The sequence below is a fragment of the Ruegeria sp. C10 genome (assembly GCF_056537805.1).
The window spans coordinates 1,613,960-1,632,124 of the sequence record NZ_JBQFSC010000001.1 but is presented as its reverse complement, the minus strand read 5'-3'; the positions used below and the strand labels follow the sequence as shown (position 1 = coordinate 1,632,124).

Here is an 18,165-nt window from a genome sequence, read left to right as displayed (position 1 = left end):
GCGGCCCCCGCGAATTGGTCTTAGACCTCGGTGTCGTCGCTCGAATAAGTCGAGGTCATCGAACCGCCAACCATGGTCGTATCGACCGAGTTACCAAGCACGTTGGCACCCTGTACGATCGATTGGTTGAACGCGTTCGTATCGACGACTGCTGCTGCGGATGCATAAGACTCGCCGTTGACGATACCATCGCCACCATTATCCGAACCCCAGGTACCGCCATTACCGCCAGCACCACCGGCACCCGAATATGCACCGGATGCTTCACCACCGGTGTTCATTGCACCTGTGGTTGCACCACCAGTAGACGAGCCCATGACGTCGCCGCTGGTACCGCCAGTCGATGCCGCTGCACCACCGGCACCGCCGTCACCTGACATCGCAGTACCTGTTGCATCACCTGAAGCCATCGAGTCCGCATCATTATCGGACGAAGCATCTCCACCGTATCCGGCAATCGCTTCGGCAAGGCTTTCGGCATAACCATCGTTGGCTGAATCGGCCCATGCTTCAGAGTCACCGCCGTTTCCGGCTTCGTTGGTTGCGTCAGCTGAACCAGCACCGCTTCCGGCCGAGCTTGCCTCGGGGTTGGCCGTACCGCCAGCGCCACCAGTACCTTCGGCCGATGCCATTCCATCGCCGCTGGCGTCTGCTGATCCATTACTTGTGTTGGTACCACCATTACCACCAGAACCGTCAACGTCCTGATCATTGTCGGCAGAGCCATCGATATCACCAGGTGACTGCGTGATTACAGGGCCGGCAGCATCTTGGTCACCAACACCTTGCGCATCCGCATCCGTGTCAACGTAGCCGCCGCCTGCACCACCGGTTCCTGTACCGCCAGCACCCGGTCCGCCAGTACCTGTGCCACCAGTACCAGTACCTCCAGTACCCGTACCACCAGTACCTGTACCGCCAGTACCCGTACCGCCGGTACCTGCACCACCAGTACCACCGTCTCCGCCGGTACCGTTCGAGTTACCAGCTGCTGCAGCTTCTTCGTCTCCGTCAGGATCTTCCTCTTCCACAAGGAGTACCGGGAATGGGAAGGCTTCTTCTACCGAGCCGGAATCTCCGCCGGTGCCGTCGCCACCATTGGCATTGCCACCGGAGCCTTCGCCACCAGTGCCTTCACCGCCTGAGCCTTCACCGCCTGAGCCTTCACCGCCTGAGCCTTCGCCCCCTGAGCCTTCGCCGCCGGAGCCTTCGCCGCCGGAACCGCTACCGCCATCGGCATCATTCCAGCCCATCGCGCCAGCGCCAGCCAAACCCAAACCAATATTGCCTCCAGAGGAAGACTCGTTGGCTTCGTTGGTTCCGTCGCTAGAGTTGTCTGCCGAACCATCGTTATCGGCATCACCAGCGCCACCATCGGCACCGTCGTTGGAAGCATCGGTGCCTGCCAGACCAAGGCCAGCAGCTAATGCCCCAGATGTATTGTCACCACCGTCTGCATCGCCATCGGCGTTCGCTCCGGACAAACCAAGACCAAGACCAAGGCCAATCGATCCGGCATTACCACCGTTACCACCAGTCGAGTCACTATCGGAACTCGCTTCGCCGTGGTTGTCGGCATTGGACTCGCTGTCTGCTGCGCCGCCTTCGCCGCCGGTGCTGTCACCGTCTGCGCTGGCACTCGAATGACCAAGACCCAGGCTTGCGTTATAGGTATCACCCGAAGATGCGCCATCTCCACCTGTCGCAGCGCTATCAGCATTTCCTGAATGACCACCAAAGGCCAGCGAATGGCTGCCATTGGTGTCGCCATAGGCTTCACCACCATAGCTCATGCCGCCATCGCCAGAGGAGCCACCGTCGTTGTTTACGTCGATACCATCTTCAGCATAGGCTTCACCGCCGTTGGCGTCACCGCTTTGTGTGAAATCACCTGAATTCTCGACACTTGCTGTACCCAAACTGTCATTGTCTTCCAGGCTGGCAAACTGCTGGTTGATCGACGCGAAATCATTTCCGGGCCCGTCTTGCGAGATATCAATATTGACGTCGTCGCCGGGATCGTAGTTTACATCGTCACCGGCAGTAATAACGTCGCCGACATCACCTTCAACGTCCTCAATATCAACGTCGACTTTGTCATCGTCGCGCGGAATCCACTCTCCGCCGCCGAAGTCAATATCTACGGTCGCGGTATTGGTGTTGCTGTCGTCACCGCCATTGGTCTGTGAGTTGCTGTCGTTACCACCATTGGTGTTGCTGTCGTTACCACCATTGGTGTTGCTGTCGTTACCACCATTGGTGTTGCTGTCGTTACCACCATTGGTGTTGCTGTCGTTACCACCATTGGTGTTGCTGTCGTCGCCCTGCTGTTGTTGCTGCTGCTGTTGCTGTTGGTTCAAATCTTCAACAGCCATCTCTTCTTCTTCCAGCTGCGGTTCGTCTACAACAGGATCCTGATCGTCGATAACTTCTTGGACATCGGTGATTGGAGCTAATCTGCGTTCCATTATGAGTTCCACTTTTACTGAAGCACCAGACCGCCATTCATCTACAAAGCGGTAACAGGCGCGGTTTGAAACAGACTTTGCGCGCAACGTGTCAATCTGGACACTCGCGCGGCCGTGAAGGTCTTCTTTTTGGTTTGCCCCCCTTTCTCGGCTAAGCCGATTCCATGACCACGGAGAATTCGCAGAAATACGCGGACCGCAGGCACGTCAGGTCTAAGATCACTTCACAAATTGAAGCTTGGGCATGGTTGCAGCGATAAGGGGATGTGCATAGCTGGCCGAAAGGGCTATTTTCCGTAATTAGCTGTTTAATATATATATTTTTCGAAATCTGGCGTATTTCGCACCAGATTTGCCTCAGAAACAATCATGCGCAAACATATAGGATTATTAACCCTGAAATTTCATAAAGTTACGCTAAAACTATATACGAAAAACCTGATCAAAGGTTCTAGTACGCGGTATTGCGGAACCCGCCTTTGGTTGCTGAAACACGTACTTTCAGCTATGATAAGGTACTATTTGAGTTCAAAGTTAATGTTTCGCGCCACCCAGTTCTGTGCCCGATTTAAAGTTTCAGAGGGCGGCGTTTGTATTAGTGGGGGGAAGATCAATGAATATTTCATTGCAAGAAGACGCCCGTGATCAGATTGAATATCCCGAAGAGCTGTCGATCATTTTTATCGGCAAGGAATTGTTCTACTCGAACCAAACCCTGAGAAGTGTTCAAAGCGAATTCGGCGTTCGCGCGTCAAGATATGAAAGCCTTGACGACCTGCTTTCCGAGAGTGGGAACTCAGTTCCCTCCGAGCGCATCATTGTCGTGGATCAGATGATGCTCGAAGATCTGTTGGCGCGGCCCGCTGATTACTCCCGGCTCGCCGAGACAGGATGTCTGGCCTTCGCCTATCGCAAGAAAAGTCCGGCCCGGGTTCTGTTCGAACGCTGGGATCGTACCCGTTTCGGCAGTGTCGGGTATTTGCCAATGAACGTGGCGCCGGATGTTTGGCGCGCAATACTGCGCCTTCTGATGCACGAAGAGCTGCACCTGCCCTGCTTTCTGGCCGACAGCATGACCGCAACACAAAGTGCGCCAGGCACACCTATCGAAAAACAGCCTGCAACCAGAACCCGGTCGCCTGACAAACTGTTGCGATACTCAAAGCTGACGCGCCGCGAAAAGCAAGTCTTGAGGCTGGTATCGCAAGGCAAGAGCAACAAGACCATTGCGTCGAACCTGGGCATCACCGAACACACCGTCAAACTGCATATGCACAATGTCTCGGGCAAGATCGATGTGAGCAACCGGACTGAAGCTGCGCATTTCTACTTTGAGGTCGCGCCGAACGAAGCGCGCAACGCGCCCGTTGGATGAGGCATTCGAAACCCGGTTCGACCGGCTCATTCTGTTGGTGGGTCGGCTCAACTATATGTGGACAAACACGGAAAGCCTGCTGATCCACCTGATCGCAGGTCTGACCGGGGCCAATAAAGATGTTGCGGTCATCATATTCCTGACGCTTAACACCACACGTGCCCGTATCGATCTGGTCGAACGTCTCGCCAAGATGGAGGGTCGCCTCCGTGAAATCCGCGATCCGATTCTCGAACACACCCAGCGGTTGTCGCGCCTGTCCTCTATTCGAAACAAGTACAATCACTGCATCTATTCTTTCGATCAGGAAAGCGGAAATCCAAAGACCATCCTGATGCGCATTGCTGATCGCAAGACCGACATCAAACTTGGTCGCGAAGACACAGTTGACGACAAAGCAATGAAAGAAATCGAGGATGTTGTCACTCAGCTCTCGAATGCCAACAGGGATATCTGGAAATTGATCACCCAACTGGGTTTCCCTGTCTGAGATGGTGCTGGTGCGGGCGGTGGGACTCGAACCCACACGGCACTAAGGCCTTCGGATTTTAAGTCCGATATGTCTACCATTCCATCACGCCCGCACATCATCGTCGGAGTTTTGTCTCACCGCGCCGATGTCGTGTGCAGACACTTACAACCAACCAAAACGATTGAAAAGATACTCATTCATCAGATCCAGGGATGCATGCAGAACATGAACACAATCCTGCTGAATCAAGGCCGAGCTTGACAGCCTTCGGCCAATTCGTTCACGTCGGCGCAACACAAGATCAGGGAGCGAGCGATGAAACTAGTCAGTAACCCGTTTCGAGGTGGTTCTAAGCTTTCGGATCAGGCCCCTTATCCCTCCGTAGAGACAGATGGGTTGGGCCGGCATCGATTCTTCTGCCCTGACTTTGTCGAAACGCCCCTTGTGAATGCATCGGCGCTGGCACCCGTCGCGAATCTCTGGGTTAAAGATGAGCGAAGCCGTATGGGCCTGGGATCGTTCAAAGCGCTGGGTGCGGCTTATGTGATCGCCTGCGAAGCGAATGACATCTCGGTCACGCCAGATGGTAACACGCTCAAAGGGCGCACCTATGTTACGGCAAGCGCAGGCAATCACGGGATGAGCATGGCCGCGGGCGCGCGCACTTTCGGAGCTGATGCAGTTGTCTACATCGCAGAAACAGTTCCAGAAAGCTTTGCAGATCGCCTGCGCGCTCAAAACGCACAAGTGGTCCGGGCGGGTGCTGATTACGCCGCCAGCATGGAAGCAGCCAGTCAGGCGGCGCAGGACAATGGCTGGACTTTGCTCTCGGACAGTTCCTGGGAGGGGTATACTGAACTACCGTACTTGCTGATGGAAGGGTATCTGCAAATGGCGGTCGAAGCCGCCGAGCAATGTACTGAGGCACCAACGCACGTTCTTCTGCAAGCCGGTGTTGGCGGCATGGCCGGAGCCGTCGCTGCCTATGCGCGGGTCGTTTGGGGAGATGCTCCGCAGATCATTGTTGTCGAGCCAACCTCTGCCCCGGCGCTGCAGGCCAGTATCGAAGCGGGGCATTGTGTGTTTGCTGACGGGCCCGACAGCATCATGGGGCGACTGGATTGCAAAGAGCCCTCGCTGATCGCCTTGAACGGCTTGGCCCGAGATGCCGATCTGTTTCTGACAATCGAGGATGACACTGTCGAAGCACAGCTTCCGGCCATGGCGAAGGCCGGGTTGGAAACCAGCGCCTCGGGCGGTGCTGGCATTGCGGCCGTTCTGAACGACGCGATCCGTAGTGAACTGGGTATTGGACCGAATTCCAAAGTGCTCTGCATCTTGAGCGAGCAACCTGCATGAGAGGTTTCGCACCAGAGGAATTCGCGACCCGCGTTGCGCGCGCCCAGCATCGGATGCAAGAAACCGGTCTATCGGCCCTGTTGCTTACGACTGAGCCCCAGCTTCGCTATTTCACAGGTTATCTGACCCGTTTCTGGGAAAGCCCAACGCGGCCTTGGTTTCTGATCGTTCCGATTTCTGGCAAGCCGGTTGCAGTAATCCCATCCATCGGTGCTGCATTGATGGCACAGACATGGATCGACGACATTCGAACCTGGAGTGCACCCGACCTTGAAGATGATGGGGTATCCCTGCTGGCCGATACACTGAGAGGGTTGACGCCTGAAAACGCCTCAATCGGCTGCCCCGACGGGCATGAGACCCATGTAAGGATGCCACTGGCCGATCTAAGGCATCTCGAATCCGCAATTGGAGCGCGCCAAATTACGGGTGACCATGGCATCCTGCGGGCGCTGCGGATGGTGAAATCTGACGCCGAGATCGCAAAGATTCGAACTGCCTGTCAGATTGGTGCCCACGCCTTTGCACGAGTGCCCGAGATTGCCTCAGCTGGGACACCGCTGGATCAGATATTTCGAAACTTTCAGAGACTCTGCCTTGAAGAGGGTGCCGACTGGGTGCCCTATCTGGCCGGAGGGGCCGAGCAAGGCGGGTACTCGGATGTAATCTCACCCGCGACGCAGACCCCGCTTCGTATAGGCGATGTGCTGATGCTCGACACCGGCCTCGTCCACGATGGCTATTTTTGCGACTATGATCGCAATTGGTCCGTCGGCCCAGCGAGCAAGGCAGTACGCGATGCACATGCCAGATTGGTCGAGGCTTCGGATGCAGCGTTTGATCAAGCCCGCCCAGGCGTGACAGCTTCTCAGCTATTTCATACGATGAACACAATACTTACCGATGGCAGCGCGGGTACCGATGCCGGGAGACTGGGCCACGGGTTAGGAATGTCGTTGACCGAATGGCCTTCGCTTATTCCCGATGATCATACTGAACTGCAACCGGGAATGGTTTTGACGCTTGAACCGGGTATTGCGGTCGATGGCAAAATTCTCGTGCACGAAGAAAACATCCTGATAACCGAAGGCGCGCCCGAATTCCTCAGCCCCCGGATAGGACCGGAGATTGCCGAGATATGAGCACGTTGCCGTACACACTGGATCCTGACGATCCCTCGGCCGTACCAATGGGGCTGATCGTTTTACAGACTGACGAGACAATCGAACCTGAGTTTCGTAGCCTTTTTATCGATGACAAAAGCCCTCTTTATGTCAGCCGCATTCCCAGCGGGGCCGAGGTTAACACCGACACGCTGGCGCAGATGGAGACCGACTTGCCTGCAGCGGCTGATCTGCTGCCAAAGGCGCGGCCCTATCGAGTTGTTGGCTATGGATGTACGTCAGCCAGTTCGGTTATCGGCTCGGATCGGGTTGAGCAGATGGTCATGCAGACCTGTAATACAGCGACCGTCACCAACCCGTTGCGGGCAGCCTCCGCCTGCGCGAGACATTTGGGCGTCTCAAAATTTGCACTGCTGTCGCCTTACATTGAAGAAGTAAACACTCCGTTGCGACGCGCGTTTGCAGAACAAGGCATCTCGATGGATGTGTTTGGCACTTTTGGCGAATCCGAAGAAGCCAAAGTTGTGCGGATCTCAACCGATTCCGTGGTCGATGCCGCCGTGCGACTGGGAAGAGATTCAACAGTCGACGCCGTATTCCTTAGTTGTACGAACCTTCGGACACTGACGGCTATCCCAAGGATCGAAGCGCAGATCGGCAAGCCTGTCCTGTCAAGCAACCAGAGTTTGGCCTGGCATATGAAACAACTGAACGTGTCGCAAAATTAGGCAAATGCGGCGTTTACGCGACTCCAATTGCTTTACGGGCTTGCGACCATTTGTTAGCCTCGTCATCAATGCACGAGAAGATCAATGAGGCTCGGACCAACCGGGTAATCATTTGACGCAACAGGGGGTCTTGTGACCGACACAAATAGCGACGCCGCGTTTGTTGAATTTCAACGCGTTCAAAAGTCTTATGATGGCGAGAACCTCGTCGTCAAAGATCTCAACCTGGCAATGCCAAAGGGCGAATTCCTGACCATGCTCGGGCCGTCCGGATCAGGTAAGACGACCTGCCTGATGATGCTTGCCGGATTCGAAACCGCCACACATGGCGAGATTCTTCTGGATGGAAAACCCATCAACAATATCCCTCCGCACAAACGTGGCATCGGGATGGTGTTCCAGAACTACGCTCTGTTCCCGCATATGACTGTAGCCGAGAACCTTTCGTTCCCGCTGGAAGTCCGCAAGCTGGGTAAGTCCGAGCGCGAGGAGAAGGTCAAGCGCGCGCTAGACATGGTGCAGATGGGTGCCTTCGGCAATCGTCGCCCCGCGCAGTTGTCGGGTGGTCAGCAGCAACGGATCGCACTGGCACGTGCGCTGGTTTTCGAGCCCGAACTGGTGTTGATGGACGAACCGCTGGGTGCGTTGGACAAACAACTACGCGAGCATATGCAGTTCGAAATCACCCGTCTGGCGCATGAACTGGGCATCACCACCGTCTACGTGACCCACGATCAGACCGAAGCTCTGACGATGTCCGACCGCGTGGCAGTGTTTGACGATGGTCGCATTCAGCAATTGGCCCCGCCGGATCAACTTTATGAAGAGCCCGAAAACAGCTTCGTCGCACAATTTATCGGTGAAAACAATACGCTAGAAGGCGTTGTTAAATCGATAGACGGTGACACTTGCCTTGTACAGCTGGATGACGGTTCGGAAATTGATGCAGTTCCGATCAACGTGCACAATCCGGGTGAGCGCACCAAGGTCTCGATCCGGCCCGAGCGTGTGGAATTCAACAAGGACCGTCTGCATGCCGATGCGCATACGCTGAAAGCCACGGTCAAGGAATTCATCTATATGGGCGACGTGTTCCGCTTCCGCATGTCGGTGGCGGGCAATGACGAATTCATTGTCAAAACACGGAATGCCCCCGACGCCATTCGCCTGCAACCGGGGCAGGAAATCGAAATCGGATGGTTGGCACAGGATTGTCGTGCGCTCGACGCATAGACCAAGCCGCGCGATACAAACGTGGTTTACCGAGGGACCAGCTGGCGAAAACCCGTGCGTCAGCTGACCAAACAACAAACGGGAAGTACTGGGAGTAACACATGAAAACTACCAAAACACTGCTGACAGCAGCTGCTATTGCGACAGCGGCTGGCGGCGTTTCCGCCGAAGAGATGACCATCGTCTCGTGGGGCGGCGCCTATTCCAAATCGCAGCTCAAGGCTTATCACGAGCCCTATTCGGAGAAGACCGGCGTCACCATCCTGAACGATGACAGCTCGAACGAGGCCGTCGCCAAACTGCGCGCGATGAACGAAGCGGGCAACATCACATGGGACGTGGTTGATGTGGTTGCGGCGGACGCGATCCGCCTCTGCGACGAAGGTCTGGCACTTGAGATCGATTTCGACACTCAACTAGCCCCTGCCCCCGATGGCACGCCTGCCTCCGAAGATTTCGGTGACCTTCTGGTCAGCGACTGCTTTATCCCGCAGATCGTCTATTCAACCACCTTCGGTTATCGCACCGATCTGGTCGGTGATACTCCGCCAACCGACATCTGCGCAGTATTCGATCTTGAAGCCTATCCCGGCAAGCGCTCGCTGGAAAAGCGCCCGATCAACAACATGGAATGGGCGTTGCTGTGTGACGGCGTTGCAAAAGACGACGTCTACGACGTTCTGGCCACTGCTGAAGGTCAAGACCAGGCACTGGCCAAACTGGATACCATCAAGGACAGTGTCGTCTGGTGGTCTGCCGGTGCCGACACGCCACAATTGCTGGCTGATGGTGAAGTTGTCATGGGTTCGACCTATAACGGTCGCCTGTTCAGCGTGATCGAAGAGCAAAAGCAGCCGGTAGCGATGCTGTGGGATGCTCAGGTATTCGATCTTGATGGCTGGATCATTCCGGCTGGCCTGAGCGAAGAGCGTCAACAGCGCGCGCTGGACTACATCATGTTCGCAACTGATACGCAGCGTCTGGCAGATCAGGCCAAGTACATCTCGTACGGCCCGGCTCGTGCCTCCTCTGCACCGCTGGTGGGTCAGCACGCCGATCTGGGCATCGACATGGCACCACACATGCCGACCGATCCGGAAAACGCCAAGAACACGTTCCTGTACAACTACGAGTTCTGGGCGGATTACCGCGACGATATCGACGCCAAATTCCAGGCTTGGCTGGCGCAATAAGCGTCTGATTTCCTGAGATTGTCGGGGGCGGCCTATCGCCCCCGACCCCAAAAATACCCAAGGGGTAACGATGACTGACGCCACCCAAAATACTGGTCCCATGCTGGCCGCGGACGGCACGCCACTCAAGCAATCGCTGGCCCGGTCTCTGCGACGGCAAAAGCTGCGGGCCCTGATGCTGGTCGCCCCACTGCTGCTGTTCGTCATGTTCTCGTTCATCGTGCCTATTGCGGCGATGCTGTTCCGATCCGTGGAAAACAGCATCGTACAAGAGACACTGCCCTTGACGGTCGAAGCATTGCAAAGCTGGGATGAAACCAGCGGCGAGTTGCCCGACGAGGCCGTTTATGACGCCTTTGTCCGCGACATGGTCGTGGCCGTCGATAACAAGACACACACCCGGCTGGGTTCGCGTCTGAACTATGAAGAGACAGGCATGTCTTCGATGTTCCGCCGCTCGGGTCGGAAAATGGGTAAGCTGGACCCCGAAACCGATGGGCCGTTCAAAGACCAGGTCATCGAGATTCACGACGGCTGGGGTGAACCGCAGACTTGGGCGGTTATCAAGACGCATTCGCCCGCTGTCACCAATGGCTATTTTCTGAACGCTGTGGACATGCGCCGCACGCCCGAGGGCGCGCAGGCGCAGCCCGAGGACAAGCAGATCCTGATCAAGCTGTTCGGGCGCACTTTGTTCATGTCGCTGGTGATCACCGCGTCCTGTATCCTGCTGGCCTATCCGGTCAGTTATTTGCTGGCAACACTTCCGATGCGGGTGTCGAACCTGCTGATGATCCTCGTGTTGTTGCCCTTCTGGACGTCATTGTTGGTGCGAACCTCGGCGTGGAAGGTGATGTTGCAGCAACAGGGCGTGATCAATGAAACATTGGTCTGGCTGGGACTGGTCGCCGACGACGCCAGGCTGGTGATCATCAACAACCAGATCGGCACGATCATAGCTATGACGCATATCCTGCTGCCGTTCATGATCCTGCCAATGTATTCGGTGATGCAGACCATACCGCCCTCGTACACCCGCGCCGCAAAATCCATGGGCGCGACCAACTGGACGACATTCTGGCGCATCTACTTCCCGCAATCCATTCCTGGCATTGGCGCGGGCTCAATCCTCGTGTTCATTCTGGCGATCGGCTACTACATCACGCCTGAAATCGTTGGCGGCACCAAAGGTGTCTTTATTTCGAACCGGATTGCCTATCACATCTCGTCCTCACTGAACTGGGGGCTGGCCGCGGCATTGGGCACGATCCTTCTGGGCGTCGTACTGCTGCTCTACTGGTGCTACGACAAGATTGTCGGCATTGATAACGTGAAGCTGGGATAATCGACATGGCCGCACTTACTCCGATATCCCGCAAACCTTTGTCCATGGTTTTGCCAAGCGTTGCGCTGGCAGGCGCCTTCGCCGGTATCTTTGTCGGCGCGGGCAATGGCTCGGTCTTCCTCGGCATCATTGGCGGTGCAGCCTTGATCGCCGCTGTGGCCTGGGTCTACATCACGATACTCAAGAACGAAAAACTGGCACGATGGATCAATATCCTTGGCTTTGGCATCGTCGGTTTTCTGTTCTCTGGCCCAATGGGCGGCGTTCTGGGCCTGTTGGGTGGATGGTTCTTCGTCTGGTTTATCTTTTGGCTGTACGAAGGTCGATATCGCCAAAAACTGTTGCCCTATCTGACCGCGAAACAAGTGTTCTATCACTACTTGTTCCGGGTGATCTGCGGCGCGATCTTCGTGTTCCTGATCACCCCGATCCTCGTGGTTTTGCCGCTTTCGTTCAACGCGCAGGACTTCTTTACCTTCACGCCAGAAATGCTGCGGCTCGACCCGGAAGGGTACTCGCTCAAGCACTACCGCGATTTCTTCACCAACAATGAATGGCAGCGCAGCTTCAAGAACTCACTCATCATTGCTCCAATTGCGACGATCATCTCGGTCTCGCTGGGCACGCTGGCGGCCATTGGCCTCAGCCAGAGCCACGTTCCAGGCCGCCGCGCCATCATGGGCATCCTGATCTCGCCAATGATCGTGCCGCTGATCATTTCAGCCACAGGCATGTTCTTCTTCTACAGCGATATCGGCCGCTTCATGGAGGGAACACTGGGCATGAACAAGAATTTTGTGGGCTATGTGAAAGTGATCCTCGCTCACGCCGTTCTGGGTATTCCATTCGTCATCATCACCGTGACCGCAACGCTAGTGGGCTTTGACCGCTCGCTGACGCGGGCGGCTGCGAATATGGGCGCGGGTCCGGTGCGGACATTCTTCAAGATTCAGATGCCCTTGATCCTGCCGGGTGTGATCTCAGGCGGCCTGTTTGCCTTCATCACCTCATTCGACGAGGTGGTCGTGGTACTGTTTGTCGGCTCGGCTAGCCAAAAAACGCTGCCATGGCAGATGTTCACCGGCCTGCGCGAACAGATCAGCCCGACCATTCTGGCGGTGGCCACGATCCTCGTGGTGATCTCGATTGCGCTGCTGACCACGGTCGAGCTGCTGCGCCGTCGGTCCGAGCGCCTGCGAGGCCTTTCCCCCGCTTGACGCAGGCCTAGGTCTGATCTAACGATTCACCTGTTCATCCCAGCCGCGATGGCGTCGCGGACGCACTGGGATGATCGGCTCTCGGACCCCGAGACCGCCTGTCCTGAACGCCGGGACAAGTGGCCGGGTTTGCCGCCCGGCAATGATGAGAGACCAAGTCATGACAGACACAACAAAACGCCCCGAATTCTTCACCTGCCACAATGGCGACAAGGCGCCCCTGCCGTTCAGCAAGGGCGAATACGACCGCCGCCTTGGCGCCCTGCGCGCAATCATGGCCAAGCATGACATCCCCGCCGTCCTGCTGACCTCGATGCAGAACATCGCCTATTATTCCGGCTTTCTGTACTGCTCTTTCGGCCGCTCCTACGGCTGCGTGGTAACACAGGACGCTTGCACCACTGTCTCGGCAAACATCGACGCGGGCCAACCGTGGCGGCGCTCGGTTGAAGACAACGTCATCTACACCGACTGGAAGCGCGACAATTACTGGCGCGCAGTGGCCAGCCTGATCGGCGGGGCCAAACGGATCGGGGTCGAAGGCGACCACATGACATTGGCGGCGCGCAACACGGCGCTGGACATGCTGGGCGGACCGGAACTGATCGATATCGCACCTGACACGATGTTTGCCCGCATGGTGAAATCCGCAGAAGAGATCGAGCTGATCAAAGGCGGCGCGCGCACCGCTGACGTGGGTGGGGCCGCCATTCACGCAGCTATCCGTGAAGGCGCCACCGAGATCGAGATCGCCATGGCTGGACGCGACGCGATGGAAGAGGAAATCGCCCGCGCCTACCCGGATGCCGAATACCGCGACACATGGGTCTGGTTCCAGTCGGCGCTTAACACCGACGGCGCACATAACCCGGTGACTAAACGCGCGCTGCAAAAGGGCGATATCCTGTCGCTGAACACCTTCCCGATGATCTCGGGCTACTACACCGCGCTGGAACGCACGCTGTTCCTGGGCGAACCCGACGCCGACAGCCTGCGCCTGTGGAAGGCCAATGTCGCGGCGCACGAACTGGGCCTGAGCCTGATCAAACCCGGCGCGACCTGCTCGGGCATCACGGCTGAGATCAACCGCTTCTTCGCGGATGAGGGCCTGCTGCAATACCGCTCGTTCGGGTATGGCCATTCCTTCGGCATCCTCAGCCACTATTACGGGCGCGAGGCCGGTCTGGAGCTGCGCGAAGATATCGACACGGTGCTGGAACCCGGCATGGTCGTCTCGATCGAGCCGATGCTGTGGATCCCCGAAGGCCAGCCCGGCGCGGGCGGCTATCGTGAACACGATATCCTTGTGGTTGGTGAAGACGGGGCCGAGAACATCACCGGCTTCCCCTATGGTCCCGGCCACAACATCATCGATGCATGAAAAAACGGGTGGGGCGACAAGCCCCACCTTCTACCGCTGGGCTCGTTCGTGAAAGATGAAGCCCAGAAAGTTCAGCAATAGCTGCGCCGCCAGAATTTGGGTACTTTCCGTCGGATCGTAAGCAGGCGCGACTTCGACCAGATCGATGCCCACAACATCCCCGCGTTTGGCCAGACCCTGTAGAATTTCCAGTACATCGTAGTAGAGAAACCCGCCATGGCTGGGCGTACCTGTGCCCGCCGCGATTGAAGGGCAAAAAGCGTCGATATCTATCGTTACGTAATACCGTGCCCCCTGCGGGATACGCGCCAGCACTGCCTCGGACCCCAGTTTGCGCACCTGCCGCACAGACAGGATGTCCGACCCGCGCGCACGGGCGTCGTCATAGCCTTCCTTCGCGGTGGATGAGACATTGCGGATGCCCAGCTGCGTCATGCCTGAGACATAGTCTTTCTCAATCGCCCGCCGCATCGGGTTGCCATGTCCGGCGGTCACTCCGTGGCGTTCATCGACAAAATCCAGATGCGCGTCGATCTGCACCACATGGATCGGGCCGTTCTGCGCGCAATCCTCGGCGAAGGCATTGATACAGGGGATGTTGATCGAATGGTCCCCGCCAATTGTCACCGGCAAGGCCCCTGCTTTCAGGATCTTGCCCACCCCCAAGGCGATATTCGCATGGCTCTCGTCGGTCTTGGTATGGATAATATCCGCATCCCCCAGATCAACGATCCGCACCGAGCCATCCAGATAGGTTGCGTCATCTTCGTGATCATAAGCCCCAGCGTGGCCGAAACTGAACAGGGTCGAGGCTTCGCGCACGGCCCGAGGTCCAAACCGCGCCCCCGGTCGCCATTGGGTCCCGAAATCGAAGGGCGCGCCGAGAACGGCGATATCCGCCTCTATCTCATCCCAATTCTCAACATATGGAGATTTGGCGAAGGTTGAGATGCCGACAAAAGGCAGGTTTAGTCGCCCCGCCTTATAACCATGGTCTTGCATGGGTATTTCCTTTTTCATTGCCACTGTCACGTTCGATGACATCAATCGCAGCAGCATCTTGTGCTCAGGATGGACCAATGTCGAGATGCCCGGCGTGCAGCTTCAGAATTTCGAGCCACTCACGCGAGTGTTGCGTGTATGTGATCTGCTTTGCAGGCAAGATCGAATATGAACCCGATCGGAGGATGCCATGTCGATTCCACGTCGCAGCTTTGTCGGCCTGTTGGGGGCAAGCGCTGTAGCCCCTCGCGCTCTTTGGGCGCAGGATGACCCTGTCTACGATGCCGTACGTTCAACTTTGTATGGCAGTCGGACCGATTTCGAAGCCGGGATGGCGTTCCTGACCGAGCGCGGCAACCCGGACGTTGTGCCCGCGCTTCTGACGGCGATGCGCTATGGTAGACGGCGAGAGCGAGACATTGCCAAAGTCATGGAAGCGTTGAGCGGCGCGCGCCACGGCACAGACTGGTTCGAATGGATGCTATGGCAAGAACGGAACGCTCAGATTGTACCTCATCCATCTTTGATACCGTTCAAACGCGAAGTTCTTTTGGGCATCGATCAGAACTTCGATGTGTTCCTGAAACCCGAATATTTGCAACGCGACAACATGAAGATTCGGCTGGAAGAGATCAGTTGGGGTGGTGTGCTCAAGGACGGTATCCCTTCGCTGGACAATCCCAAGCTGATCCCTGCGGCGCGGGCGGACTACATGAAAGACGACGATCTGGTCTTTGGCGTCTCGATCAACGGCGATGTACGCGCTTATCCGCTGCGCATCATGGGCTGGCACGAGATGTTCAACGAGGTGGTCGGAGGCGTTCCGGTAGCACTGGCCTATTGTACGTTGTGCGGATCGGGGATTTTGTTTGAAAGGCAGGTCGAGGGGCGGCGGAAGCCGTTTGTATTTGGCTCGTCCGGGTTCCTGTATCGGTCGAACAAATTGATGTTCGACCGTGAGACGCATTCGTTATGGAACCAGTACACAGGTAAGCCCGTGGTCGGACCGCTGGTCAACAGTGGGATCGAGCTGAAGCAGCGTCCTGTGGTGATCACCCGCTGGGACAGCTGGAAGGCGTCGCATCCAGATACGCAGGTGCTGTCGCTCAGCACCGGTCATCGGCGCAACTATGGCTCGGGCGTTGTGTATCGCGATTATTTTGCCTCACCCGATCTGATGTTCCCGGCCTTGGTCGATCAAAGTCGGCATCGCCAGAAGGACTACGTGTTCGCCGTGCGCCAGTTCGGCGCGGCGCGGGCGTGGCCGTTGGACGCGTTCAAGGGCAAGCCGGTGATCAACGATGCGATTGGCGGGCGGGCACTGATGCTGATGGGCGACCCGGACAAGCGCAGCGTGCGCGCCTACGAGCGTGGATCGCGCCAGTTCCGCGCGACCACCGATGGCGGGCTGCTGGACGAAACGGGCAACAAGTGGCGCGTCACCGAAGAGGCACTGATTGGCCCGGATGGCGCAGAGTTGCCGCGCGTCGCGGGACATATCTCGTATTGGTTTGCCTGGGACAATTATCTGGGCGACACAGCCAGCGTTTACGGACGCTGATCAAGAATGTTCCTCGGCCGCTGTGGCGGCCAGCGCGCGGTTGTAAGCTTTCAGCGCGTCGATGTGATAGAGCGCGCCAACGGGGTTTTCACAGCCGTCCTTGTCGATGATCACCACCGGGATGCAAGGGATGTCATCGCGGTCGAAATATGGCATCGCGGCCTCAAGCGTGGCGCTGGCCTTGACGCATAGGCCTTGTTCGATCAATGCCTGCGCGTCTTCCTTGGAGATCGAACGCGCGTCCCCCAGCGGGCGCATCACCGCGCCTGCCCGCAACATTGCCAGCAGGTACGCCTGCGGCCCGGCGGCCAAGTGCACATTGCGTCGTTCCAGCTGGGTCAGGAAGAAGGACCGGTCCACAAGGCGCGAGGCCAGCGCAGTGGACATCGAGACCGAAACCATCACGGCGAGGCCGATCTGCCAGTCTCCGGTCAATTCAAACACGATGAGCGTGGTTGAGATTGGTGCGCCCAGCACCGCGGCAGCCACCGCGCCCATCCCGGCAAAGGCATAGAGCGTATGGGTGCCTGACACATCTGGCAGTAATCCGGTGGCGATCAGGCCGAAGGCCAACCCGGTCAGCGCTCCGATCATCAATGAAGGGGAAAACACACCACCACCCATGCGACCGCCCATGGTAATCGCCACTGCGACGGTTTTGATGACCGCGAACAGGATCGCGGTCGTCAGCACGAGGTCCCCGGTCAAGGCACGGATCGTGGTTTCGTATCCCACGCCGATGATGTGCGGAAACCAGACCGCCAACAGGCCGAGCATCGCGCCCGAAACACCGGGGCGCAGCCAGCGCGGCAGAGACAAACGGTTTTGAATATGCGTGCCGATATCCTCGGCGAAGAAGATCGATCGCATCAGCAGCAGCGAGACCAGCCCGCAAATCAGGCCTAGGATCAGGAAGGCGGGCAGCTCGACATAGAATTGCAACGACCCGGGCGTATCCAGCGTGAATTCGGTCACGTCACCATAAGCCAGCCGGTTGATCACGGTCCCCGCGACCGAGGCGATGACAATGGGCGCAAAGGCATGAACGGCGAAGTGGCGCAGCACAACCTCAAGCGCAAATAAAGCACCGGCGATGGGGGCGTTGAAACTGGCCGAAACTGCAGCGGCCACAGCGCAACCCAATAGGTCGCGCCCGGTGATGCCGTCGGCGTGGATACGGTCGCTGACCCAAGTCGAGATGACCCCGGCCATATGCACAACAGGTCCTTCCCGCCCCGTGGATCCGCCTGAGCTGAGCGTGATCAGCGAAGCGAAAAAAGATGCGATACCGGCCTTCTTTTCGACCCGTCCATCAGTGATGGCCGCACCCTCGATCACATCAGCTACCGAACGCACACGGCCATCATCGGTATACCTGTTCAGGATGATCCCGACGACCAACCCGCCGACCACAGGTGTAAGGAAAATCCAGAGCCAATGCAGCTTCTCAGCATGGCTGTGCAGGAATAGGATATCTTCGGTGTTGTAGAGATAAGCCTGCAACGACGAGATCGCCATCCGGAATCCCAGCGCCATGAAGCCTGCAGCGATCCCGATGACCAGAGCAATAAACCAGAACTGAATCTGGCTGGGGCCACGATGAAGCATTACCCGCCATGCATCCCGCAGCGCCGAGAGGGCTTGATTGAGCTGATTGCGCAGCACGGTGCGGGTCGATTGGGTCATTGGCCCTCGTTGGGGTGGTCG

Annotated in this window: 14 protein-coding genes and 1 tRNA gene; 11 read left to right on the top strand and 4 right to left on the bottom strand. The window is 57.3% G+C overall.

Annotated features, from left to right (window positions below; genetic code table 11):
- Positions 1-20: 20 nt before the first annotated feature.
- Positions 21-2,468: a hypothetical protein gene (locus tag ACR0DE_RS07840; protein WP_170391975.1), complete on the bottom strand. Its 2,448-nt coding sequence runs from the start codon at positions 2,466-2,468 to the stop codon at positions 21-23.
- A 613-nt stretch (positions 2,469-3,081) separates the two neighbouring features.
- On the opposite strand from ACR0DE_RS07840, the gene ACR0DE_RS07835 reads away from it, so the two are divergent.
- Positions 3,082-3,843 carry a helix-turn-helix transcriptional regulator gene (locus tag ACR0DE_RS07835; RefSeq protein ID WP_480752460.1) on the top strand — a complete coding sequence of 254 codons (762 nt, stop codon included), beginning with the start codon at positions 3,082-3,084 and terminating at the stop codon, positions 3,841-3,843.
- Positions 3,836-4,333, top strand: coding sequence for a hypothetical protein (locus ACR0DE_RS07830; RefSeq protein WP_480752459.1), 498 nt, complete (start codon positions 3,836-3,838; stop codon positions 4,331-4,333). The genes ACR0DE_RS07835 and ACR0DE_RS07830 overlap by 8 nt, the downstream gene beginning before the upstream one ends.
- A gap of 8 nt (positions 4,334-4,341) precedes the next feature.
- Here ACR0DE_RS07830 and ACR0DE_RS07825 read toward each other — a convergent pair.
- A tRNA-Leu gene (locus ACR0DE_RS07825) sits at positions 4,342-4,427 on the bottom strand.
- Positions 4,428-4,630: 203 nt separating this feature from the next.
- Between ACR0DE_RS07825 and ACR0DE_RS07820 the strand changes: the two genes are divergently transcribed.
- The 8 genes from ACR0DE_RS07820 to ACR0DE_RS07785 all read left to right on the top strand — a co-directional run bounded on the left by ACR0DE_RS07820 (position 4,631) and on the right by ACR0DE_RS07785 (position 13,895).
- Complete coding sequence (locus ACR0DE_RS07820) at positions 4,631-5,674, top strand: pyridoxal-phosphate dependent enzyme (protein WP_480752458.1); 1,044 nt, start codon at positions 4,631-4,633, stop codon at positions 5,672-5,674.
- Positions 5,671-6,816, top strand: coding sequence for a M24 family metallopeptidase (locus ACR0DE_RS07815; protein WP_480752457.1), 1,146 nt, complete (start codon positions 5,671-5,673; stop codon positions 6,814-6,816). Before ACR0DE_RS07820 ends, ACR0DE_RS07815 begins: the two co-directional genes overlap by 4 nt.
- Positions 6,813-7,526 (top strand): maleate cis-trans isomerase family protein, encoded by a 714-nt coding sequence (locus ACR0DE_RS07810; protein WP_170594782.1) that lies wholly within the window; start codon positions 6,813-6,815, stop codon positions 7,524-7,526. Before ACR0DE_RS07815 ends, ACR0DE_RS07810 begins: the two co-directional genes overlap by 4 nt.
- Before the next feature lie 132 nt (positions 7,527-7,658).
- Entirely contained in the window at positions 7,659-8,759 is a 1,101-nt protein-coding gene (locus ACR0DE_RS07805; RefSeq protein ID WP_170391997.1) for an ABC transporter ATP-binding protein, read from the top strand.
- Between the two features lie 101 nt (positions 8,760-8,860).
- Complete coding sequence (locus ACR0DE_RS07800; protein WP_170391999.1) at positions 8,861-9,952, top strand: extracellular solute-binding protein; 1,092 nt, start codon at positions 8,861-8,863, stop codon at positions 9,950-9,952.
- 70 nt (positions 9,953-10,022) lie between these two features.
- Positions 10,023-11,297, top strand: a complete 1,275-nt coding sequence (locus ACR0DE_RS07795; RefSeq protein WP_170392001.1) for an ABC transporter permease — start codon at positions 10,023-10,025, stop codon at positions 11,295-11,297.
- 5 nt (positions 11,298-11,302) lie between these two features.
- Complete coding sequence (locus ACR0DE_RS07790) at positions 11,303-12,514, top strand: ABC transporter permease (protein ID WP_170392003.1); 1,212 nt, start codon at positions 11,303-11,305, stop codon at positions 12,512-12,514.
- Positions 12,515-12,674: 160 nt separating this feature from the next.
- Positions 12,675-13,895 (top strand): aminopeptidase P family protein, encoded by a 1,221-nt coding sequence (locus ACR0DE_RS07785; protein WP_480752456.1) that lies wholly within the window; start codon positions 12,675-12,677, stop codon positions 13,893-13,895.
- Between the two features lie 30 nt (positions 13,896-13,925).
- Here ACR0DE_RS07785 and speB read toward each other — a convergent pair whose 3' ends face one another.
- Positions 13,926-14,897 carry an agmatinase gene (gene speB, locus ACR0DE_RS07780; RefSeq protein WP_480752455.1) on the bottom strand — a complete coding sequence of 324 codons (972 nt, stop codon included), beginning with the start codon at positions 14,895-14,897 and terminating at the stop codon, positions 13,926-13,928.
- A gap of 190 nt (positions 14,898-15,087) precedes the next feature.
- Here speB and ACR0DE_RS07775 point away from each other — a divergent pair, with 190 nt between their 5' ends.
- Positions 15,088-16,458: a DUF3179 domain-containing protein gene (locus ACR0DE_RS07775; RefSeq protein ID WP_480752454.1), complete on the top strand. Its 1,371-nt coding sequence runs from the start codon at positions 15,088-15,090 to the stop codon at positions 16,456-16,458.
- On the opposite strand, the gene ACR0DE_RS07770 is transcribed toward ACR0DE_RS07775, so the two are convergent.
- Positions 16,459-18,144, bottom strand: a complete 1,686-nt coding sequence (locus tag ACR0DE_RS07770) for a chloride channel protein (RefSeq protein WP_170392011.1) — start codon at positions 18,142-18,144, stop codon at positions 16,459-16,461.
- Positions 18,145-18,165 lie beyond the last annotated feature (21 nt).